This is a genomic window from Gluconacetobacter tumulicola (assembly GCF_014174215.1).
Lineage (GTDB): Bacteria > Pseudomonadota > Alphaproteobacteria > Acetobacterales > Acetobacteraceae > Gluconacetobacter > Gluconacetobacter tumulicola.
Genome location: NZ_JABEQL010000039.1, coordinates 1 through 23,242, shown reverse-complemented (window position 1 = coordinate 23,242; position 23,242 = coordinate 1). Strand labels below are relative to the sequence as shown.

Here is a 23,242-nt window from a genome sequence, read left to right as displayed (position 1 = left end):
CCGGGAACGGTAGCCCAGCATGGTCTGCCGCGAACAGGGGAAAAGCGGAAATTCACGCCGCCCCACTCCCGAATAATAGCAATACGGAGATCACGCCGATTGGGCCTTGGCGACGGCGCAAATTCTTGCTTGGCTGTAACGGAACACGGACCAGCAGGTGGGGTGGACATGAATCCTTCGCGCCTGATCTCCTGCCATGCACGGGAGAAAACGGGACAATGAGCGACTCTGGGAGCGACTTCGGAAGCGCCTTCGGGAGCGATCCGGGGCAGCACGACGCGCAACAGGGACCGGGCCTGTTCGTGTCCTACGATACGCCGGATTTCTATTGCGAACTGATGAACCGGCGGGACCCGGCGCCCGACAGCCTGACGCTGATTCGCGAGAGGCTGGCGCATTTCGGGCTGACGGAGTTGCGCCAGAGGGCCCGCGTTGCCGAGGCGGACCTGTATAATCTGGGCATTACCTTTACCGTCTATACCGATCGCGACGCGATCGACCGCATCCTGCCTGTCGATCTGATTCCGCGCGTGCTGACCGCCGCCGAATGGGACCATGTCGAGCGCGGGGTGCAGCAGCGGGTCGCCGCGATCAATCATTTCCTGTGGGATATCTATCACGAGCGCCGCATCCTGAAGGACGGCATCGTTCCCGCCGGGCTGGTGCTGGGCAATTCCAATTACCGGCCCGAGATGGAGGGGCTGGACGTTCCCGGAGGGGTCTACGTCCACATCAACGGCACCGACCTGGTCCGGGACGGTGCAGGGAACTTCCTGGTTCTGGAAGACAATGCGCGCACGCCCTCCGGCGTGTCCTATGTCATCGAGAACCGGCACATGATGCTGCGCAGCATGCCGGACCTGGCCGCAGGGCTGGACCTGATGCCGGTGGATGAATACGGGCCGCGCCTGCGCCGCGCGCTGACCGAAACGGCGCCCGGCGGCATCCGCGACGCGGAGGTCGTGCTGCTGTCGCCCGGCATCTACAACTCCGCCTATTTCGAGCATGTCTTCCTGGCGCGGGAGATGGGCGTGCCGCTGGTCGAGGGCCGCGACCTGATGGTCGAGAACGGGCGCGTGTTCATGCGCACCGTGGCGGGACCGCGCCCGGTCCATTCGATCTATCGCCGCCTGAATGACGATTTTCTGGACCCGCAGGTCTTCAACCCGGACAGCATGCTGGGCGTGCCCGGGCTGGTGGACGCCTATCGCCGTGGCAACGTGACGATCGCGAATGCGATCGGCACCGGCGTTGCGGACGACAAGGCCGTCTATGCCTACATGCCGCGCATCATCCGCTATTATCTGGGGGAGGAGCCGATCCTCTCCAACGTCGAGACCCATATCTGCGGCGAGCCCGAGGGGCTGGCCTATACGCTGGCGAACCTGGACAGGCTGGTGGTCAAGCCGGTCGGCGAATCCGGCGGCTATGGGCTGATCATCGGCCCCCACGCGACCCAGGCCGAGCTGGAGACATTCCGCGCCAGCCTGCTGGCCGATCCGGCCAATTACATCAGCCAGCCGGTCATCGACCTGTCGGTCTGCCCCACCCTGTGCGAGGCCGGGGTCGAGGCGCGGCATGTCGATCTGCGGCCCTTCGCGGTCACCGGCGAGTCGACCTGGGTGCTGCCCGGGGGGCTGTCGCGCGTGGCGCTGCGCAAGGGATCGCTGGTGGTCAATTCCTCGCAGGGCGGCGGGTCGAAGGATACATGGGTGCTGGCATCATGAACCCTCTCATGATCGATATTCCGCCGGGCGGCATCGCCATGCCCAACCTGCTGTCGCGCTATGCCGAATGTACCATCTGGCTGGCGCGCTACATGGAGCGGATCGAGAACCTGGCCCGCCTGATCGACGTGACCGAGACGTTCGTGCGGGCGCGCAGCACCAGCACCGGCTGGCTGTCGATCGTGCAGATCAATGCCGACGACGAGCGGTTCTTCGAGCGGCACGCGGTCGCGTCGGAGGAAAATGTCGTCGGCTTCTATGTCATCGACCGCGAGAATCCGAACTCCATCGTCTCGATCGCGCATGCGGCGCGCGAAAACGCGCGTTCGCTACGGCCGCTGATCTCGACCGAGATGTGGATGCATCTCAACATGTTCACCAACGCCATCAGCGCGCTGGGGCCGACCGATATCCGCCCGTCCAACCTGTCGGCCCTGTGCGCGCGGCTGAAACAGGATTGCCAGACCCATCACGGGATCACCGAGGGCACGTTCTATCGTGATCAGGCCTGGCTGTTCTACCTGATCGGCCGCAACCTCGAGCGGGCCGACCAGATCACGCGGCTGATCGACATCAAATATCACACGCTGCTGCCCAGCGTCGCCGGGGTGGGGTCGGAGGTCGATATCGGCCAGTGGGCCGCCGTTCTGCGCTCGGCCGCCGCCTATCACGCCTACCGCCGCACGGTGCCGGGCGACATGACGCCGGCCCATGTCGCCGGCTTCCTGCTGAAGAATGACGGCTTCCCCCGGTCACTCTCGACCAGCCTGCGCCAGTTGCACTGGGCGGTGGGCCATCTGCGCACCGATTACGGGCTGAAGAACGGCTACGCCGCCGCCGAGCGGATCGAGGAACTGCGCGCCACCCTGGCGGAACAGACCGTGGAGGACATCATCCTGCGCGGCCTGCACGAATTCCTCGATTGGGTGCAGCGGGAGCTGCATCTGGTGCAGGGCGAGATCGCCCGGGCCTTCTGGCCGCCGGCCATGCCGGCCGCCGCCGCCCATCCGGACCCAGATCCGGGCTTGAGTCAGGAACAGTCCCAGTCATGATTTTGCCGTTTCATCCCGGCCGCCTGCCCCACGCGACACAATTCTATATCGACGGAGCCTGGGTGGAACCCCTGGCCCCTCGCCTGCTCGATGTCATCGATCCGGCCACCGAAGCCCCCTGCACCGCCATCGCGCTGGGCAGCGCGGGCGATGTCGACCGGGCGGTGGCGGCGGCGCGGCGCGCCTTCGCCACATGGTCGGTCTCGACCCGCGCCGAACGGCTGGATGTGTTCGAGCGGATTCTGACGGTCTATCGCCGGCGCATGGACGACATGGCCGCCGCGATCTCGCTGGAAATGGGCGCCCCGCTGCCCATGGCGCGCGATGCGCAGGCCTGGGCCGGCATGGCGCATCTGGAGGAAACGGCGCGCGCATTGCGCGACTTCACCTTCGACCAGCAGGCCGACGGCATGATGATTACCCGCGAGCCGGTGGGCGTGGTCGGGCTGATCACGCCGTGGAACTGGCCGATGAACCAGATCGCCTGCAAGGTCGGGCCGGCGCTGGCCGCCGGCTGCACCATGGTGCTGAAACCCAGCGAGGTCGCGCCGTTGAGCGGCCTGCTGTTCGCCGAAATCCTGGACGAGGCCGGCGTGCCGCCCGGCGTGTTCAACCTGGTGAATGGCGACGGCCCCGGGGTGGGCGAGGCGATTGCCCGCCATCCGGATATCGAGATGGTCTCCTTCACCGGCTCCACCCGCGCCGGCACCATCGTCGCCCGGCTGGCGGCCGATACGGTCAAGCGCGTGCATCAGGAGCTGGGCGGCAAATCGCCCAACATCATCCTGCCCGATGCCGATTTCGCCGACGCCGTGCGGCGTGGCGTGGCCGGCTGCTTCGGCAATTCGGGCCAGTCCTGCGACGCACCGACCCGCATGCTGGTCCCGGCGGCAAGGATGGACGAGGCCATGGCGCTTGCCGCGCAGGCGGCGGCAGGTTTCGTCGTCGGGCCGCCGGATGGGGCGGACACGCGGCTGGGCCCGGTGGTCAGCCAGGTGCAGTTCGACAAGATCCAGCGCCTGATCCAGACCGGCATCGACGAGGGCGCGGTCCTGGTGGCCGGTGGAACGGGCCGGCCGGAAGGATTGCCGGTCGGCTATTATGTGCGCCCCACAGTGTTCGGCCGCGTCACGCCGGACATGACCATCGCGCGCGAGGAAATCTTCGGCCCCGTGCTGTCGATCGTCGCCTATGACGATGTCGAGCAGGCGATCGCCATCGCCAACGACACGCAATACGGGCTGGCGGCCTATGTGCAGGGCGGCGATCTGGCCCAGGCCCGCGCGGTGGCCCGGCGCCTGCGGGCGGGCAATGTGAACATCAATGGTGCCCCCTGGACCGTGGCGGCCCCCTTCGGCGGCTACAAGCAGTCGGGCAACGGGCGCGAGTGCGGCGAATACGGGTTGACCGACTTCCTGGAAATCAAGGCCATCCTGGGATACGGGCCCGACGCGTGAAAGGCCGGCCTGTGGGTACCACGCTGCCGGCCAGCCTGTATGCCGACACAGCCCGGCCACCGACACCGACCCCGCCGCTGGCGGGCGAAACCCGTGTCCAGACCGTCCTGATCGGCGGCGGCTTTACCGCACTGTCGGCGGCGCTGCATCTGGCCGAAGCCGGCCATGCCGTGGCGGTGCTGGAGACCCATGAGCCCGGCTGGGGCGCCTCGGGGCGCAATGGCGGGCAGGTCAATCCGGGCCTGAAGACCCTGCCGTCGGAGGTCGAACGCCATTTCGGCCGAGAGCGCGGCGCGCGACTGGCCGAGGCGGCCTGGTCAGCGCCTGACCTGGTGTTCGATCTGATCGCACGCCACGGCATCGACTGCGCCGCCGCACGCGGTGGCACCTTGCGAGCGGCCACGGCCGACTCCCAGATTCCCGCCCTGCGGCAACTGGCCGAGGAATGCGCCGCGCGTGGTGGGGATGTCGCGTGGCTGGACGAGGCGGAGATCGCCGCCCGCACCGGCACGGCCCATTATCGCGCGGCCCTGCTGGACCGGCGGGGTGGGCAGGTGAACCCGCTGGGTCTGGCGCGCGGACTGGCCGAGGCCGCCATTGCCCATGGTGCCGCGATTTATGGCGGCAGCCGCGCCCTGTCGGTGCGCCGCGATGGCGGACGCTGGCGGGTGGGCACGCGGCATGGCGCGGTGCTGGCCGATCGCGTGGTCTTTGCCACCAACGGCTATGCCGACCGGCTGTGGAACCGGCTCCGCCGGACCGTGGTGCCGGTCACCAGCGCCATCATCGCCAGCGCCCCCCTGCCGCCCCAAGCCCGCGCCCGCATCCTGGCGTCGCGCGAGGTGCTGTATGAACTTGGCGAGATCACGACCTATTACCGGATCGACGATGCGGGGCGGCTGCTGATCGGCGGCCGGTCGACGCTGGGCGAGCGCGACGGGCCGGATGCATTCCCGTTCCTGCGCCAGCAGGCGCTCGCCCTGTGGCCATTCCTGCGCGACGTGCCCTGGACCCATGGCTGGAACGGGCATGTGGCGGTCACGATGGATCACTACCCGCACTGGCACGAACCGATGCCGGGCATCATCGCCTGTCTGGGCTATAATGGCCGGGGCGTCGCGATGGCGACAGTACTGGGGCGCGAAGTGGCCCGTCGCGCGCTGGGCGCCAGTACCGAGGACATCCTGCTGCCGCCGGGACCGATCCGGCCGATCCCGTTCCATGATGCCTGGCCGCTGGGGGTGACGGCGAAGGTGTTGCAGGGGCGGGTTGTCGATGCGCTGGCGCGAAGGGTCTTCTTTTTCTGAAGAAAAAGAAGCAAAAAGACTTTTGATCCGTTCAGGGCCATCGCCTGCCCCAGCAAAAAACGCCTGAACGAATCAAAAAGTTTTTTGGTTCTTTTTTCAAAAAAGAACGAAGAATCCCGCCTCGCGCACCGCTGAAGAGCAGAGAGAACCGGGCTGCGACATGACCCCTCCGAGGCAGATCCCGACCGCCGACCCGCTGGCACGCTTCGCGCCCGCGACCCGCGCGTGGTTCGACGCGGCGTTTGCCGCTCCAACGGCAGTGCAGACGGCAGCATGGACGGTCATAGGCGGTGGAGAGAATGCGCTGGTGATTGCGCCGACCGGCTCGGGCAAGACCCTGGCCGCGTTCCTGCATGCGATCGACCGGCTGTTCCGCGAGCGCGAAGCGGAGATGACCGCCGAGACGGCATCCGCGTCAGCAAAGCCCCCGACCAAACCTGAAGCCAGGGCAGCGACACGCATTCTCTATATCTCGCCGGTCAAAGCGCTCGGTGCCGATGTGCAGCGCAACCTGCGCATCCCGCTTCATGGCGTCGAAAAGGAGAGGCAACGGCGTGGGGACCCGCCCGTCGCGATCAGTGTGGGCATGCGCACGGGCGATACGCCTTCGGCCGAACGGGCGGGGCTGCTGCGGCGCCCTCCCGACATTCTCATCACCACGCCTGAGTCCCTCTATCTGATGCTGACCTCCAAGGCGCGCGAGACGTTGCGTGGCGTGCAGGCAGTGATCGTCGACGAGGTGCACGCGGTGGCCGGCACCAAGCGCGGCGCGCATCTGGCGTTGAGCCTGGAACGCCTGGATGCATTGCTGCCGCAGCCGGCACAGCGGATCGGGTTGTCGGCGACCGTGCGCCCGGCCGAGCGAGTGGCGCAGTTCCTCGGGGGTGCGCGGCCGGTGATGATCGTGAATCCGCCCGCCAGCCGCAGGCTCGATCTGAAGATCGTGGTGCCGGTCGAGGATATGAGCAAGCTGGGGGCGCCGGTCGGCGAGGGCAGCGCCGGAGAACGCAGCACGCGCGCGGGCTCGATCTGGCCGCATGTCGAGGCCAGTATCCTCGACAGGGTCCTGGGCCGGCAGGCAACGATCGTCTTCACCAATTCGCGCGGCCTGGCCGAGAAGCTGACCGCCAGACTCAACGAACTCTACGCCGAACGATGGGCGCAGGACGTGCCGGACACCGGGTCGCCCGTCCATTATGCATCGGTCTCCGGCAGCACCGAAAAGCGATCGACCGGCGTGCCGCCGCTGATCGCGCGATCGCACCATGGCTCGGTCTCGAAAGAGCAGCGCCGCGAGATCGAAAGCGCCCTCAAATCCGGCGATCTGCGCTGCGTCGTCGCGACATCGAGCCTGGAACTCGGCATCGATATGGGGCTGGTCGATCTGGTGATCCAGGTCGCGGCCCCGCCTTCGGTGGCCAGCGGCCTGCAACGGGTGGGCCGCGCAGGCCATCAGGTCGGGGGCGCCTCGTCCGGGCTGGTCTATCCGCGCACGCGACGCGATCTGGTCGATGCCACCGTGACCGTCGAATCCATGCTCGCCGGCCGTATCGAAGCGATCGACCCGCCGCGCAACCCGCTCGATGTCCTGGCGCAGCAGACGGTGGCGGCGGTCGCCGTCGCACCCGTGGACGTCGAGGATTGGTACGCGACCGTGCGGCGTGCGGCGCCTTTCTCGTCCCTGTCTCGCGCCGCGTTCGATGCGACGCTCGACATGCTCGCCGGGCGCTATCCGTCGGACGATTTCGCCGCATTCCGCTCGCGTCTGGTCTGGAATCGCGAGACCGGGGTGCTGACGCCGCGTCCCGGTGCCTTGCAGCTTGCCGTCACCAGTGGGGGCACCATTCCCGACCGGGGGCTGTTCACCGTCATCCTCCCCGAAGGCGAGGAACGTGCCGGGTCGCGCCGCGTCGGGGAACTTGATGAGGAGATGGTCTACGAATCCCGGGTAAACGACATCATCACCCTCGGCACGACATCCTGGCGCATCGAACAGATCACCAACGACCAGGTGATCGTGACGCCAGCGCCGGGCCGCTCTGCCCGGCTGCCATTCTGGCACGGCGACGGCACGCGGCGGCCTGCTGAACTGGGGGAAGCGATCGGCGCCTTCATGGCCACGCTCGACGCCGAAACGCGCGAAGAGCGCGGAGACGACGAGACCCTCCCCCGACCGGAAACGAGGCTGCGGGCGGCGGGGCTGGACACGAACGCCATCACCAACATGCTCGCGCTCATCGGCGAGCAACGCGCGGCGACCGACGTGCTACCGACGGACCGCACGCTGGTGGTCGAACGCTGTCGCGACGAGGGCGGCGACTGGCGGATCATCCTGCACTCGCCCTATGGGCGCCGCGTGCATGACCCCTGGGCGCTGGCGGTCGCGGCGCGCATCCGGCGCCGGTATGGGATCGACCCTTCGGTGGTGGCCAGCGATGATGGTATCGTCGCCCGCCTGCCCGACACGGACGGACGCGTGCCGGGCGCGGAACTGTTCCTCTTCGATCCGGACAAGCTCCGGGGCATCGTGACCGAGGCGGTGGGCGGCTCGGCGCTGTTCGCCGCCCGCTTCCGGGAATGTGCCTCTCGCGCACTGCTCCTGCCACGCCGTGCGCCCGGCCATCGCTCCCCCCTGTGGCAGCAGCGGCTGCGTGCCGGGCAATTGCTGGAAATTGTCCGTGATCACCCGGATTTTCCGATCCTGGTCGAGACCGCCCGCGAATGCCTGCGGGACGTCTACGACCTCGCGGCACTCGACATTCTGGCGCGCCGCCTCGCGGACGGCGCAGTCGGGATGGTGGAGGTGACAACCGATATTCCCTCGCCTTTCGCGGCAGACCTGCTGTTCGGTTACGTGGCGGAATTCATGTATGCGACCGACGCACCGATCGCCGAACGACGTGCCTCCGTTCTGTCGCTTGATAGCGGGCTTCTCGCCGATCTTCTCGGCGAGGTCGATCTTGGAACGCTTCTTGATCCCGCGGTTACCGAGCAGGTGGAAAGCGAGTTGCAACGGCTGGCACCCCAATGGCGGGCAAAGGGGAAAGAGGGCACGGCCGACCTTTTGCGCGAACTCGGCCCATTGTCGGTGGACGCGGTCGCGCAGCGCCTCGCGGGTGGCGACGCGGAAGCATGTCTCGCCGCACTCGCGACCGAGCGTCGCGTCATCCGGGTGACGATCGCAGGCAGACCTTGCTGGGCCGCCATCGAGGACGCCGCCCGGTTGCGCGACGCGCTCGGCGTGACGCTGCCGGGCGATCTGCCCGGTATCTTCCTGCAACCGACCGCCGACCCGCTCCGCGAACTGGTCGCGCGATATGCGCGCACCCATGGGCCTTTCACGACAAACGCGGTCGCGACCCATTTCGGCCTCGGCGTTACGGTCGCCGACGCGACATTGGAACGGCTGCGCGATCAGGGCAGGTTGTTCAAAGGAAATTTCGGTGTCGAGCGCCGGTTGGAAGCGATGGAGGAATCCGCCGCAGATCCCCTCCTGTCCAATCCATCGACGCCCAATCCGCTGGCGCGCCACGAATGGGTGGCCGACGACGTATTCCGGCGCCTGCGGCTGCGCTCATTGCAGGCGGCGCGCGAGGCCACCCGCCCCGCTGGCCGTGACGCCTATGCATGCCTTCTGCTGGAGCGCCACGGTCTGGCCGCGCGTCATCCCGTGCATGCGGAAGGAGAGATCCGCACCGGCACCCACGGTGTCGCGCGAATCATCGAACAACTCGCCGGCGTGCCGCTGCCGGCCTCGTTATGGGAGAACCAGATCCTGCGTGCCCGCGTGCCTGACTACACGCCGGCCATGCTGGACGAATTGATCGCCATCGGCAGCGTCCTGTGGTGCGGCCATGGCAAGCTCGGCGGGGACGACAGTCTGATTTCCCTGCATCCACGGGAATTCGCCGCCGAAACCCTGCCGCCCCCGCCTGCTGCTGACGACATGGCGACCCTCTCGCCCCTTCAGCGCACGATCCTCGATATTCTCGCCGATGGCGGTGCCTATTTCGCGCGCCAGCTTGCAACATTGGCACCCGCCCGACTGGCGGCGGACCCGGCCGGGACCTGGGACGGCGGCCCCCTGCTGTCCATGCCCGACCTCGACGCGGCCCTGTGGGACCTCGCCCTGGCGGGATATGTCACCAGCGACAGTTGGATGCCGCTGCGTGCGCGCTCGGGCGTGCGCACACACCGTCCCCGCCCGGTTCACCTGTCGCGCCGGCACAGGGGGTTTCATGCGTTCGCGCGGCCCAGGACGGGCGGCGCTTCGCCATCCGGCGCGCCTGGCGATCCGACCCTGGCGGGCCGTTGGTCGCTGCTGCCTCGTGAAACGGTCAGTGACACGGCCCGCGCGCTGGCGCTGGCCGAGGGGTTGCTGGACCGGTACGGCATCGTCACGCGCGGCGCAGCCGTCGCAGAAGACGTGCCGGGCGGCTTTCCCGGGCTGCAGACGATTTTCCGCAGCATGGAGGATGCCGGGCAGATCTTGCGTGGCCGCTTCGTCGAAGGGCTGGGGGCTTCGCAGTTCGCCGAACGCGCGACCGTTGACCGGTTACGCGATCTCGCAGACACACGGTCTGCCGACCTTACGCCGGTCGGGCTCTCGGCTGGCGACCCGGCCAGTCCCTTCGGCACGATTCTACCATGGCCGCCGCACCGATCCGCGATCCGCCCGACGCGCCGCGCCGGCGCGTTCGTCGTGATCGCCGATGGACGCCTCGTACTCTATCTTACGCAGGGTGGCCGTCATCTGCTGACTTATCTCGATACGGATGATCCCGCGTTCGCCGACCTGCTCGGCACCAGCCTGGCAGCGCTCGCCACCGCGCTCAGGCGCGAGAAGCATCTCCTGTTCACGCTGGAACTGGTCGACGACCGCCCTGTGCTCACGACGCGCCTGAACGCGGCCCTGCGCGCCTGCGGTTTCTCGATGGTGCCGAAAGGGCTGAGCTGGCATCAATGACGCAGCGACACGCCGGTGAGGCATCTGGCGCGACTATACAAGCGCCATGTGGCTGAATCGCCCGACGCCGTATCGGCATGGACCTTGCGAAAGCACTCATCGCAGGAGCAGCCGCTGAATTCCTTGACGACTCTGCCCCTTACCTTACGCCGGCCGGTTTCTTGAGGCTGGCAGGCTGGCGAGCGCGGCCAGTCCCATGGCGATGCCACCCAGCACGAAAAAGGACGGCGCGATTTTCAGCCCGGTTGCCTGGATCAGCCAGGTGACGATGAACTGCGCGAAGCCGCCGACCAGCAGCACGACCAGGTTGTTGATGATCGCCAGCGCCGTGGCGCGCGCCTGGGGCGAGACGAGATCAACCAGAAACGTGCAGTAAGTGCCGAGGAACATGCCACTGGCGACCGACAGGGCGACCTGCAGCACGAGCAACCGCGCGATCGACGGCGCCGCGACCAGCCATATGTAAAGCGGCACGATCATGATGGCATAGGCAAGAAGCGACGCCAGCATGATTGCCCGCTTGTCGCAGCGATCGGACAGATAGCCGCTGAACGGCACGACCAGCATCATCGCGCCCGCGGCGACCAGTTGCACCTGATAGGAATGGACCATCGGCAAATGCAGGACGGTGGCGGCATAGGTCACGACATAGGCGTAGATGACATAGAACGACACCGTGCTGGCCACGACCAGCCCCATGCCCACCAGAATCTGCGGGCGCTGCCCCAGCAGGTGCGCCAGTGTCTCGCCGGTCGAGATGGCGTGGCCGCCGGGCGCGGGCCGATGGCGGGCATGGCGCAGCGTGAAGACCAGCGGCAGGATCATCAGGCCGAACAGGAATGGTATCCGCCACGCATAGGCATAAAGCTGGGCATGGGTGAACAGGCTGGTGACCAGGTATCCCAGCCCCGCCCCCATGATCTGGGCCATGACCTGCCCCGTGATCTGCCACGACCCGAAGAAGCCGCGTTGTCCCGGCGGCGCCAGTTCGATCAGCGCGGTGGTCGAGGTCGCGAATTCGCCACCTACCGAAAAGCCTTGCAGCAGGCGCGCGGCGATGACCATCGCCAGCGACAGCGCCCCGCCGACGCGATAGGGCGGCGCGCATGCCATCAGCGCCATGGCGCCCGCCATGATGCTCATGCCCAGCACCATTGCACGCTGGTGCCCGTACCGGTCGCCATACAGGCCCAGCACGATGCCGCCCAGCGGACGGGTAATGAATCCGGTCCCGAACAGCGCGGTGGTCAACAGCACCGCGTCGGCTTGGCCCAGCCCTTCCGCCGGAAAAAAGAGCGAACTGATCACGGGGGTCATGAACCCGAACACGCCGAAATCGTACCATTCGAACGCATTGCCCAGAATGGCGGCCAGCACCGCCTGGCTTCTGCTTCTCGTATCCATGTCTTGCGGGGCCGGGGTCATGGCGCGGAACCTTATGCCGGCTGCGGCAATGGCGTGTCCCGCCATTCGTCACCCAGCAGTTCGGGCGTCGCGAAATCCTGCAGATTGCGATAATGGATGGCCCGGTCCGCCACGAACAGGCTTTGCGCCAGATGCCGCGCCAGCCGGTCGGCCCCGTCGCTGATCGCCGGGATGTCGCCGCTGACCTTGCCGTGCGACAGCGTCGCCGGAAAACAGAAACAATGGATCTGGCGCAGGTAAGGGGCGCATCCTTCCTCGCGTTCCTGAAACGCGAATCCCGGCCCCAGGTCGGGCGCGCCGGCCAGTTCGGCATTGATGCGGCCCGAAGGCATGTCGGCGGCATCGGGACGGAAGCGGTCGCCCCACCGTCGTACCTTGTCCGCGAAAGCGGCGAATTCCGGCCGGCGCGTCATATCGGTGACAAAGCCGGTGGCAGCAATCAGGAAATCCGTATCCAGAACGCCGCGTGATGTCGCGATCCGCAACGCGCCATCCTGTTCGGCCACCGATTGCAGCGCGCAACCCAGGTGGAAATACGCATTGTCATGCCGCGACACCCGCAGCGTGCTGGGCCGCGGCGGGGGTGTTTGCGCCCCCAGCGTGTAATCCAGAAACCGCCATTTCCATCCGTCCGGCAGCCCGACAAAACCCTGCACCACGCCGGGACTGCCGATGCCGGTGAATTTGTTCACGCGCGGCAGGTCCTTGCGCCGGATCAGCAGATCGACGCGCGCCGCCCCGGCCTCCAGCGCCGTCGCCGCATTGTCCATCGCCGAGGCCCCGCCGCCCACGACCGCGACCCGCCGTCCCCGCAGCGCCGCGAAGTCGATCCGATCGGACGAATGGGCATACAGTCCGCGCGGCAGGGCGGCGATCGCCGGCGGCACATAGGCGCCGCCCAGCCCGTCACGCCCCGTCGCCAGCACCAAATGGCGACACAGCACCCGTTCCTCGTGCCCCGCGTGCCGCATGGTCAGCGCCAGCAGGCCGTCGTCGCGCGCCGCGACGGCGGTCAGTTCGCTATCGTTCCTGACCGGCAGGTCCAGCACCCGCCGCAGCCAGACCAGGTACTCCATCCATGTCGCGCGCGGAATCCTGACCAGCGCGGCCCAGGCTTCGTCGCCGAAGCGTGCCTCGTACCACGCGCGGAAGGTCAGCGACGGCACGCCCAGACAGGGGCCGGGCAAGCTCTTGGGCGAACGCAGTGTCCGCATCCGGGCGTAACCCAGCCACGGCCCTTCGGCCCCGACGCCTTCGCGATCATAGACGACGTGGTTGCGCACGCCGTAGCGCATCAGCGTGCCCGAAACCGCCAGACCGGCCATGCCACCGCCGATCACGACGACATCGCGCACCTGCTGCCCGTCCGACACCCGGCCGGGGACCCAGTTTTCGGCAGGCAGGTCCAACCAGGCCAGGTCCTGGCGGACGCGCGCGTCCAGGCGGGACAATCCGCCAGCGATCTCCGGCGGATCGCACAGGACGACATGCCGGTCCGCCTCGGGGTCCACGATCGGGTACGTCATGAATATTCTCTATGTCTGCAATGGTTGTTCACCGTACAACGCGTCTTCCAGCAGATCCGCGCCCAGCGTCTGATGCAGGCGGAAACCGGGAAGAAGCCGTTCGGCTGCCGCCAGGACGGCGTCGGAAAACACGCTCAGGGCCGGCGGCAGGGCACGCGACGCCCCCACGATGGCCCCGAAGAAAAACGGAATGCGCACATCCAGTGGGCGCAGCACCAGGTCGCGGAACGGCATTCCGTAAGCAGTAGCCGGATCGACGATCGCAACCCCCAGCCCCTCGCGCGCCAGCGACAACGCGGTCGCACCGGTATTGGTATCCACGATCGCGCAAGGCGCGATCCTCTCTTTTTCGAAAACGTGGTCCACACGGTAGCGAAGCTTGAAGGGGTTGGACATGGTAATCAGCGTGCAGTCGGCAAACGCGCGCAGCGGGATCAGCGGCTTGGCGGCCAGGGGATGGTCGTGGCGCAATGCCGCCACGCACGGGGCCTCGCCCACCCATTTCACGCCAAGCCCCGGATAGCTGACCGGAAAGCTGGCCAGCCCGAAATCCGACGCCCCGGTCGCCACCGACTGCGCCACTCTGTCCACGACCGCAGCCTGAACATGCAGCGAGCTGGGCATCAACTCCCGCGGGATGGCAGCCAGCGCCGGGGGAACCAGGCTGACGGCCAGCGCGGAAATGGCGCTGATTTCGAAAGACGGCGGCTGCCCGCTGCCGATCGCCTCGGCCCGTTCGCGGACATGATGGAAGACATTGACCAGCCTTTCCGCTTCGGGATGGAAACGCAGGGCATGTTCCGTCGGTGAAATGCGCGGCCCGTTGCGCACGAACAGCGCGAAGCCAACGGTGTTTTCCAGCTCCTGGATCAGGCGCGACACGTTGGGCTGCGAACGGTGCAGCAACCGCGCGGCCCCCGTGACCCCCCCCGCCGTCATGACGGCGCAGAATGCCTCGAGCTGCTTGAAATCCAAGGTTTCCACCGTCATGGCCGCCAACCTATGCCGAGCGACCGGCATGCGGCAAGGACAAAATGCTTTTTCGGCATTATAAATATGTTGCCATTACGTTTCTGCATGATACATTCCCCAGAACAAACTTACGGAGCCCGATAGAGCCATGACCATTCGGGATTTTGTCTCCACCCTGGCGGGGCGCGCCTTTTCCGGCCCCGTGGCCGACGCGCTCGCGCAACGTGGCGATATCTTACGCCTGTCCGAACGCGCGAACGAAGCCGTGATCGCACCGCGCGATCCCGGACGGCTGGATGGCATCATTCGCCTGGCGCTGGCCACGCGCATGGCCCGCCTTGTCCGCGCCGACGCGGCGGCGGCATCGTACCGCGATCGCCTGATGGCGGTCAGGCCGTCCACGCGGATGCTGGCGATCGCCGATGGCGCGCCGCCGGAGGACGCGTTCTTGTCCCTGATCGTCGCCTATGCCGACCTGGTGACCCAAACCCCACGCCTTGCCACGCGCAAACATGTCGTCACGCTGCAAAAGGCCGGGTTGACCGATACCGAAATCGTTCAACTGGCCGAACTGATCGCCTGCGTGAACTACCAGACCCGCCTGGGCCTCGGCTTGGCAGCCTTGCAGGAGACCCCATGAGCACACCGGTCCATCAATTCACGCTGGCTCCGCTGGACTGGCTGCCCTACGTGCGACCGGTCCGCCTGGCCGACGCCACGGACGCGCAGCGCGAAGCCATGCGGATAACCCCGTCCAATACCAGGGTTTCGGATTATGTGCTGACACTGGCGCATGACCCGGAAACGCTGGCCGTGCGGTCGCCGCTTTTCAATGCCATCATGTACGGTCAGCAGCGCCCCACGGGGCCGGACGCCACCCCTGGCGGGCTATCGCGCGCCGGACGCGAAATGGGGGCGATCGGCACGTCCGTCTTCAACCGGTGCATCTATTGCGCCAGCATTCACGCGGCGCGCTTCCTGCAACTGACCAGACGCCGCGATCTGGTCGAACAGATCCTGGCCGACGGCCCCGACGCGACGGTGGATGCGGACTGGCAGCCGATCTTCGCCTTTGCCGTGCGCATGGCCGAAAGCCCGGCGGACCTGTGCAAGGACGATATGGACCGCCTGCGCGCGATCGGCCTGGATGAGCTGGCGATCGTCGATCTTGTTTTATCGGCCGCCGTCTTCGGCTGGGCCAATCGCCTGATGCACACGCTGGGCGAGGCGATCACCCCGGACGATCCGGCTCCCGCCGGGTAGCTTATTTAACTATTTTTTGTCGTTATTTATATTTATAACCAACCTTACGTATTTTATATGGACGCACTTCATCCTGTCGTATAATTCTATTCGCGAATGGTAAGACCATAAGAATATGGGAATGAGATTATGAGCCAGGATGCAGAACTGTCATCGACCGGTCCGCCCGCCACCCCGTCCCCACACAAGCGGGGCACACGCGATGGCAGTGCCGTACGGAATGACACGTCATATCGACGCGGCTATATCATTACGATTAACAAATGATATTATCATATCTTCCATTATACATGTAATTATAAATAATTTTGTGCACATCAGTCATATAGTAAAACAACTCACGATGGATGCGGGCATGAAAACGTTATTCGCAGCATTTTCCGTTGCTACATTGACCCTGTGGCCGTTCCCGACCCCGGCCCGCGCCGGGCCCGATACCGCCGCATGGGAACCGCAGGGCGCCGTGGATTTTCCCGATGTCAAAAGCGGCCCATATTCAGATTATGTGACGACCGACCCCGAGCGGCATCGTGTCTTCACGACGATGCAGGCCAGTCATGAAGTCGTGGTCAGCGATTACGAAACGCGGACGGTCATCGCGACCATCCCCGGCTTCGGCAATCCGCACGGCGTCGTCTACCGTGCCGATACCGATCGGCTTTATGTCTCGGACGGCACGGGGAAGGTCGAAATCTTCGACGGGACGCATTTCACGCATCTGAAGACCATCGCCTTGCGCGCGGGCGTCGATGGCATCGTCGTCGATCCAGGCGACAAAAGACGGATCTATGTCGCCAATGGCGGCGATGATGCGGGCGATCCGCACGCCCATCTGACCGTCATCGATACCGATCGCGACAGCGTGGCCGGCGACATCGTCTTCGACACGCCGGTCCTCGAGCAGGGTGTGATCGACCATGATGGAGGGGCGCTGTACCTGAACCTGCCCCTGAAAGCCTCGGTCGCGATCGTCGATCTGCACAGCTTGCGCGTCACCGGGCAAAGAAAGGTGCCTTCCTGCGCCAAGAATATGTCGATCGCGCTGGCCCGCCCATGGGGACGGCTGTTCGTGGCCTGCCGCACCGATTCCATGCACGGCACGATCGTCGCGCTGGACCTGGCGAACAAGGCGCAGCCCACGGTGCTGCCCGCCCATGGCTGGATCGACAGCCTGTGGCTGGATAGTGGGCGGCGGCGGCTGATCGCTTCGTCGGGCGACGGGTTCGTCGAAACATGGCGATATGCGCCCGACGGCACGTTCCGGAAATATGCCGATACCGACACGTCCATCATGGCGAAGACAAGCTATTTCGACCCCGTGGCCGACCGGTTGTTCGTCTCCGTCCCGCATCTTGGCTTCCCGACCGATTATGCGCGGGTTCTGGTCTTCAGCCCTGCCCGCTAGCGCCCGCACGCCCCGCTTGGGGCCATCAGACCGAGGAATCCGTAATGTATACCAAGATATTACGCATGAAGTGGGTGGCCGCTGCCCTGGCCTGCCTGGCGGCCCTGCCGGCCCGCGCCGATGCCCCTCAACAGGACGGGCCGACGACGCTTGCCATCTTCTACCGCGCGAATCCGGCTGACCGGCCCGCTTTTCGCCAGTATCTTCGCGGCAACGAATTGGACCGCCTGGCCGGCTGGAAAAAAGGCGGCATCCTGAAAGCCTACCAGATTCTGTATAATCCCTATGTCGATGAAAAGACATGGGACGCGGCGCTGCTGCTGGAATTTCCATCCTACAGCCAGGTCGGACAATGGCAAGATATCGAACAGACCAGCCCCGGCGGCCTGGACAGGCGCGGCCTGGCCCTGGCCCGGCCGATCGAGACGTATTCGCTGGATCTGCGCTGGGCCGAAGGCGACGGCGACCCCGACCGGGGTGTCTATTACATCATCAATTATACGGTCGGCAACGATGAGAACTGGAAGAAATGGGACCAGTCCTTCATGGGCTACGGCCTGCCCCAGATGCACGGCTGGATCCGCGACAAGGTCCTTGTCAGCTACAAGATGTTCACGAACCGTTATGATTCCGGCAGTCGCTGGGACCAGCTTCTGCTCCTGCATTATCACGATCTGCCGGCGCTGGGACGGCGCGACGCGGAGATGGCAAAGGTCCGGGCCGAGCTGGCGAAAGACCCGAATTTCAAGCCGTTGATCGACCATACGCACGCCTTCCACACCGAAGGTAACGACATCCTGGCAGTTCCAGTCGTCAAATAGCGCCTACCTGCCACTTTCAGAAAACCGGAGTTCTTCCCATGATCGCGCGAAACGATCGAATTCCCAGTGCTGGACGGAACAGCCGCCCCATTCATGTCGTCAACGCCGTTGCGCTCCTGTTGTGGGGGGGCACGGCCTATGCCGCCACGCCGAACGCCGGCGACATGCCCCCGGTGCCGCCGGGGCGCGGCCATGCGACACCGACACATAGCCGGGCATCCGCCGAATCCATATCGGTTACGGGGTCGCACAACGTAACCGGCGGCGGATTGATGGCACGTGAAGTGCTCGCGAAATCCATCAGTTCGGTCGGGCAGGCCTATATCGCCACGCAGAACCCGGGCGCGAACTCGCTTCAGCTTGCCCGCCAGCTTCCCGGCGTCAACGTCGCCAGCGGGTCGCCACTGGGCGGGTCCAACGAAATCCATATGAGTTCGCGCGGGCTGGACCAGCCGGAAATCGGCTATCTTCTCGACGACGTACCGCTGAATTTCGTGCTGACCGGCAATCCGAACATCCAGAGCTGGACCGATTCCGAGAATATCGAACGTATCAGCTTCGCCCAGGGCGCATCGGATATCCAGGACGCATCCTATTCGGAAGTCGGCGGCTCCTTCGTGCTGAAGACGCGCGATCCATCGAAGAGATTCGGTGGCTTTTTCGATGCCTCCTACGGCAGCTACGACACCCATCGCGAATTCATCCGCCTGGATACGGGCGAACTCGGCAATAGCGGCGTCAGTGCCTATGCCTCGTTTTCCGACGTCATGGGCAACAACTGGCGAGGTCCCGGCGGGCTGGAAAGGCGTCATGTCGATGCCAAGCTCAAGAAAGTCTGGAATGATCGTGCCTTTTCGTCGATCGGCCTGACCTATGACAACACGCTTTTATATCCCTATATGAAACCCACGCTGGCTCTATGGAAACAGAATGGGATCAGCAACAATTATTCTGCAACCTATAAGCCTGGTTCTACAAATTATTACAGGGCGCTTCCCTACGACTGGGTTCCGCTGGAACTGTCGATGCACAACCAGGTCACGACCGGCCAGGGCGACCGGATCGAGATCAATCCCTATGTGGCGATCAGCCAAGGTTATGGCGATTCGTCACTACTGACCAACCCGTCGCCGAACTATGTCGGTAACCGGCGCTACAATGAAACGCTGTCCGGCCCATCGGAAACCGCGAAGGGGATCAACAGCGCCTCGGTCCAGCGGATCTGGGACGTGTACGAAGGCGCCAACATGTTCGGCGTCATGAAGCGGGGCATCAGCACCACCACAGTGGGCTACTGGGTGCAGAACCAGCATGGCAGCTTCGGTTTCCTGACCCAACCCGTGGGCACCAACGGCGTTGCGCTGGACCAGACGGGCCGGACCTCGTTCGTCTTCAGCGACGGCACCCGCTACTCCACGCAGAATGCCAGTGAAACAACTCTCCTGAACTCTCTTTATATTTCGGAAAAGATTTCCCTTCTTCAAAACCACCTGACGATAGAAGGCGGCTTCAAGGAAGTTTTCGTCAACCGCTCGTACCAGAATTACCTGCCCGGCGGCTCCAATGGATCGATGTTCGAGACACGCCACCTGCCGCGCGTGCAGATCCGCTGGGCGCCCAATGAACATCACCAGATCTTCGTCGACGGCACGACGAATTTCATGCTGCCGCCGGGAAATGGTTTCTTCGAGAACTGGCGCCCCGCATCGGGCACGAAGAGCAAGGCCGTCTCCATCCCGCCCGACGAATATTCGATCGCCGAGGAAATCGGCTACCGTTACACTGGCGCCTTCAATGCCACCGTCACGTTCTTCAATGCCAACATCACCAACCGGCAGGTCACCACCAGCACCGACCCGACCAATCCCAACGCACCGACGCAGACGGTCAGCGGCGGCGGCCAGACCAACCGAGGCATCGACGGCGAAATCGGCACGCGCCGCTATTACGGCTTCAGCGCCTATGTTTCGGGCGAATATCTTCATGCCTCGGAGGACAATAATATCCCGTCGGGTGGCCTGTATCTGCCAACCCGGGGCAAGAGCGCCGTCCGCAGTCCGAAATGGCAGCTCGCCTTTACGCTGAACTATGAGCATGGGCCCTTTTTTGCCGATTTCGACATCAAGCATGTCGCCTCGCAATACTCGACCTTCATGAATGACGAGAAAATGCCGGCCTACACGATCGCAGACCTGGGCCTGGGCTATAGGTTCAAAAATATCGGGCCGCTCCGTGTGCCCGAATTCAAGCTGAATTTCTCCAATATCGGCGACAACCACTATCTCGCGGGCATCAACAGCGTGACGGGGAACGCCAGCGGGCACCCGACCTATTTCGTCGGCTCGGGCTTCGGCATGTTCGGCACGATCGCGACGGGCTTCTGACCGCCGAGCCCACATGAGGGGAACAGATCCATGCGGTACGGGAGTGGCATTGGACCAGATGACGCGATGATCGATGGAGTGAAACAGCCCGAGCGGGGGCGGAGAACCATCCGTCATTCCGCCCCATTGCGGGCGGTCCATTGGTTGACGGTAGTTCTGGTCGGCTTTCTGTTCGTGTCGAACTGGCTGCGCGAGGCCAGTCCGCACGGCACGGACATTCGGAAATGGTGGTTGCAGAGCCATGAACTGGCGGGCCTGACGGTCTTTGCCTTGACGTTATGGCGGCTGGGGCTGGTCAAGGCGCCCGGGACCGGGCGGCTGGCACAAGGAGGACATGCGGTATTCTATGCATTTCTGCTGATTCTGCCGATATTCGGGTTCCTGTGGGCGTGGTTTGGTGCCTCGACGCGGATTGCCTTCTGGACCCTGTCGGCACCAATGCCGCGCAATATGTTTATGGTCCATGTCGCCAGCATGGTGCATAGCCACCTCGTGGCCTATGTGTTTCTGGCGCTGATTGCAGGGCATGTCCTGGCGGTCTTGTGGCATATGCTGGTGCGGCGTGACCGGTTGCTGTCTCGGATGTTGTGAACAGCGACGCCTGGTGGCCCGACCTGACCGGTATACGTACCGCGATTGAGATCACCACCCGCTGTGACATGGGTATGATAGAAACGAAAACCCGCTGGTCTGGGCAGAAAGGCGACCCTGCGCATGCCATGCGGCGGGATAATGGGTGTGCCCTCCTCCGCTGCACCATCGACGTCGCTCGGGATCATTTGCCCGTGCCAGTGCACCAGTTCCGGCGTGTCGGTATCGTTAAAGATATCGATAACAACCCGCTTGCCTGCCGTGAGGCGCAGAAGAGGGCCGGGAAACTGATCGTTATAGAGTGTGGTTGAGATGATGCGGTCGGGGGTAAGCTCCACGAGCCCCGGGGCGATCCGCAGCGTGTGGTCGGACTTTTCACTTGTGATGGGATCCGTGCCGACGGCCAGGCCCGGGATCGCGGCCGACAGCGTCGTTGACCCGGCCAACATGAGGAGGGAGCGGCGACCCAGCGTCATGGCGCTGTCCGATCACGAAGAAAGAGCTGGTTTCCTAACGCTCGTAGTCGCTAACGGGTTTCAGCGGAAAGCCCTGCGCCTCAGTGCAATTGATTGCGGGTCCGGCCGACCCGCTTTGAGCCTGCGAAATCAAACCATTGATTTTGTTTTGATTTATTTTCGATCATCCGCCCGCCCAAAGAAAAACCCCACGAACCTATTGGTATCGTGGGGTTTTGTGTGTGATTCATGGTTGCGGGGGGAAGACAACCAACGATACTTGCGATTGGTGGACCGCGAGATACCCCGTCTCGCCGCTTGACACCGAACAATGCCGGAACGCGCGGCCGCATCCAATCAGAATCCTTGTCGTAGGCGTGGCGCCCCATATACGATCCCGTAATGCGATCAATATATGCGACGATCCGCCATATCTGAGAGCCTGACCGTAAATGCGCGCTGGCGGCGATCCGACGCGCGTTTCCTGCGCTTTGGTGCTCACGGCCCACAAGGCCGCTCCGCTCCGATGCTCGGAACCACACGACGGGCGCGGCCCCGCTGGGGCCGCTCTCGCTCACCAGCCCACATTTTCGGTCAGGCTCTGAGACCACATTCCTCTCCGGCGCTTTCGATCCGTCAGGGTTGACCGCGGCGGAGCGACTGAGCAGCACATTCCACAAATTGCATGGTCGGAAAAACCGGGCACCTGCGGTTCGGCAACCGTCCACTTGCTCGATGGCCACCAAGAGGTCAGAAGCTCTCCACCGGCAGAAGGAGAAGTTTCGCATTGGCGCGGATATGCACCAACAAACGGCTAATAATCAGGCATACCTCACCGACGCTGCATGAAGGATATGTTGTCACCATCTGCCACGGCACATCGATGACCCAGGCCGGCGCCTGCCACAGCATCCCATGCTGACCGAAGGCGCCACGGCAGCAATGCTGGTCGCGCTGATGCTGGATGCCGCAGTCGGTTGGCCGCAAAATCTGTACGCACGCGTCGGCCATCCGGTGACATGGCTGGGCGCGCTGATCGACGCGGGTGATCGCCGCCTCAACCGCCCAAAAGCCAGCGACGTCTCGCGCCGCGTCGCCGGTGTGGTCCTTGCGGGTGGCGTGATCGTCCTGGCGGCGGGGATCGCGCAAGCGGCATCCCACCTGCTTCCCGAAGGCCGGATCGGGGTAATCCTGACCGGGATTCTGGCCTGGCCGCTGGTAGCCGCGCGATCACTGCACGACCATGTCAATGCCGTCGCCAGACCGCTGGCCGCCGGCGACCTTGCCGGTGCGCGCCGGGCGGTATCGATGATCGTCGGCCGCAATCCGGATCCGCTGGATGGCGCGGGCATCGCGCGAGCGGCGGCGGAAAGCCTAGCCGAGAACACGTCGGACGGCATCGTCGCCCCGCTTTTCTGGGGCATGCTGCTGGGGCTGCCCGGCATTGCCGCCTACAAGGCCATCAACACGATGGATTCGATGATCGGGCATCGGACGCCCCGTCACGAGGCCTTCGGCTGGGCGGCAGCCCGTATCGACGATGTGGTCAACCTGGCTCCCGCGCGGCTGACCGGCCTGCTGTTCGCACTGGCCTCGTCCCGCCCCGTGACAGCGTTGAGGGTCATGCTGCGGGACGCCCGCTCTCACCGATCACCCAACGCCGGCTGGCCCGAAGCCGCCTTTGCCGGCGCGCTCGGCATTCGCCTCTCCGGGCCACGCACTTATGCCGATCGCGTGGCCGACGAACCGTGGCTCAACGGCACCGCGCCGGAGCCGCAGCCGGCCGACCTTGCACGCGGACTGGCCTTGTATCGCCGGGTCATGGTGATGCTGGCCATCCTCATGGCCCTCATCATCCTTCTGAACGGCTTACCATGATGCACGATCAGGG

Annotated in this window: 16 protein-coding genes; 12 read left to right on the top strand and 4 right to left on the bottom strand. The window is 64.9% G+C overall.

The features are described from left to right. Positions 1-218: 218 nt before the first annotated feature. From HLH29_RS18035 to HLH29_RS18015, 5 genes are all read left to right on the top strand, one after another. Positions 219-1,727 carry a circularly permuted type 2 ATP-grasp protein gene (locus tag HLH29_RS18035; protein WP_246374415.1) on the top strand — a complete coding sequence of 503 codons (1,509 nt, stop codon included), beginning with the start codon at positions 219-221 and terminating at the stop codon, positions 1,725-1,727. Between the two features lie 8 nt (positions 1,728-1,735). After that, positions 1,736-2,779: an alpha-E domain-containing protein gene (locus HLH29_RS18030; RefSeq protein ID WP_408871994.1), complete on the top strand. Its 1,044-nt coding sequence runs from the start codon at positions 1,736-1,738 to the stop codon at positions 2,777-2,779. Further along, the gene (locus HLH29_RS18025) at positions 2,776-4,236 is read left to right on the top strand and encodes an aldehyde dehydrogenase family protein (protein WP_220791584.1); all 1,461 of its coding nucleotides are present in this window, start codon (positions 2,776-2,778) and stop codon (positions 4,234-4,236) included. Before HLH29_RS18030 ends, HLH29_RS18025 begins: the two co-directional genes overlap by 4 nt. After that, on the top strand, positions 4,233-5,543 hold the full coding sequence (locus tag HLH29_RS18020) for an NAD(P)/FAD-dependent oxidoreductase (RefSeq protein WP_338030291.1): 1,311 nt from the start codon (positions 4,233-4,235) through the stop codon (positions 5,541-5,543). The genes HLH29_RS18025 and HLH29_RS18020 overlap by 4 nt, the downstream gene beginning before the upstream one ends. Before the next feature lie 160 nt (positions 5,544-5,703). Beyond that, positions 5,704-10,509, top strand: a complete 4,806-nt coding sequence (locus HLH29_RS18015) for an ATP-dependent helicase (protein ID WP_182968763.1) — start codon at positions 5,704-5,706, stop codon at positions 10,507-10,509. A 144-nt stretch (positions 10,510-10,653) separates the two neighbouring features. Here the strand turns inward: HLH29_RS18015 and HLH29_RS18010 are convergent, their stop codons facing one another. The 3 genes from HLH29_RS18010 to HLH29_RS18000 are packed head-to-tail and all read right to left on the bottom strand — an operon-like array spanning position 10,654 to position 14,450. Continuing rightward, a complete protein-coding gene (locus tag HLH29_RS18010; RefSeq protein WP_182968762.1) occupies positions 10,654-11,913 on the bottom strand; it encodes an MFS transporter in 1,260 nt (419 codons plus the stop codon). Between the two features lie 32 nt (positions 11,914-11,945). After that, positions 11,946-13,460, bottom strand: coding sequence for an NAD(P)-binding domain-containing protein (locus tag HLH29_RS18005; protein WP_182968761.1), 1,515 nt, complete (start codon positions 13,458-13,460; stop codon positions 11,946-11,948). Positions 13,461-13,469: 9 nt separating this feature from the next. Beyond that, the gene (locus HLH29_RS18000) at positions 13,470-14,450 is read right to left on the bottom strand and encodes a LysR family transcriptional regulator (protein WP_182968760.1); all 981 of its coding nucleotides are present in this window, start codon (positions 14,448-14,450) and stop codon (positions 13,470-13,472) included. Between the two features lie 130 nt (positions 14,451-14,580). Here HLH29_RS18000 and HLH29_RS17995 point away from each other — a divergent pair, with 130 nt between their 5' ends. The 6 genes from HLH29_RS17995 (at position 14,581) to HLH29_RS17970 (ending at position 20,896) form a co-directional block, all read left to right on the top strand. After that, entirely contained in the window at positions 14,581-15,072 is a 492-nt protein-coding gene (locus tag HLH29_RS17995) for a hypothetical protein (protein WP_182968759.1), read from the top strand. Then, positions 15,069-15,695, top strand: coding sequence for a peroxidase-related enzyme (locus tag HLH29_RS17990; RefSeq protein ID WP_182968758.1), 627 nt, complete (start codon positions 15,069-15,071; stop codon positions 15,693-15,695). The genes HLH29_RS17995 and HLH29_RS17990 overlap by 4 nt, the downstream gene beginning before the upstream one ends. A gap of 355 nt (positions 15,696-16,050) precedes the next feature. Next, complete coding sequence (locus tag HLH29_RS17985; RefSeq protein WP_182968757.1) at positions 16,051-17,100, top strand: YncE family protein; 1,050 nt, start codon at positions 16,051-16,053, stop codon at positions 17,098-17,100. 44 nt (positions 17,101-17,144) lie between these two features. Further along, positions 17,145-17,921, top strand: a complete 777-nt coding sequence (locus HLH29_RS17980; protein WP_182968756.1) for a hypothetical protein — start codon at positions 17,145-17,147, stop codon at positions 17,919-17,921. A 38-nt stretch (positions 17,922-17,959) separates the two neighbouring features. Next, the gene (locus HLH29_RS17975; protein WP_182968755.1) at positions 17,960-20,305 is read left to right on the top strand and encodes a TonB-dependent receptor; all 2,346 of its coding nucleotides are present in this window, start codon (positions 17,960-17,962) and stop codon (positions 20,303-20,305) included. Between the two features lie 30 nt (positions 20,306-20,335). Then, positions 20,336-20,896, top strand: coding sequence for a cytochrome b (locus tag HLH29_RS17970; protein WP_338030290.1), 561 nt, complete (start codon positions 20,336-20,338; stop codon positions 20,894-20,896). Here the strand turns inward: HLH29_RS17970 and HLH29_RS17965 are convergent. Beyond that, entirely contained in the window at positions 20,803-21,345 is a 543-nt protein-coding gene (locus HLH29_RS17965) for a multicopper oxidase domain-containing protein (protein ID WP_246374416.1), read from the bottom strand. The two genes, HLH29_RS17970 and HLH29_RS17965, sit on opposite strands and share 94 nt — an antisense overlap. 921 nt (positions 21,346-22,266) lie before the next feature. On the opposite strand from HLH29_RS17965, the gene cbiB reads away from it, so the two are divergent. After that, positions 22,267-23,229, top strand: coding sequence for an adenosylcobinamide-phosphate synthase CbiB (gene cbiB / locus HLH29_RS17960; protein WP_220791582.1), 963 nt, complete (start codon positions 22,267-22,269; stop codon positions 23,227-23,229). Positions 23,230-23,242 lie beyond the last annotated feature (13 nt).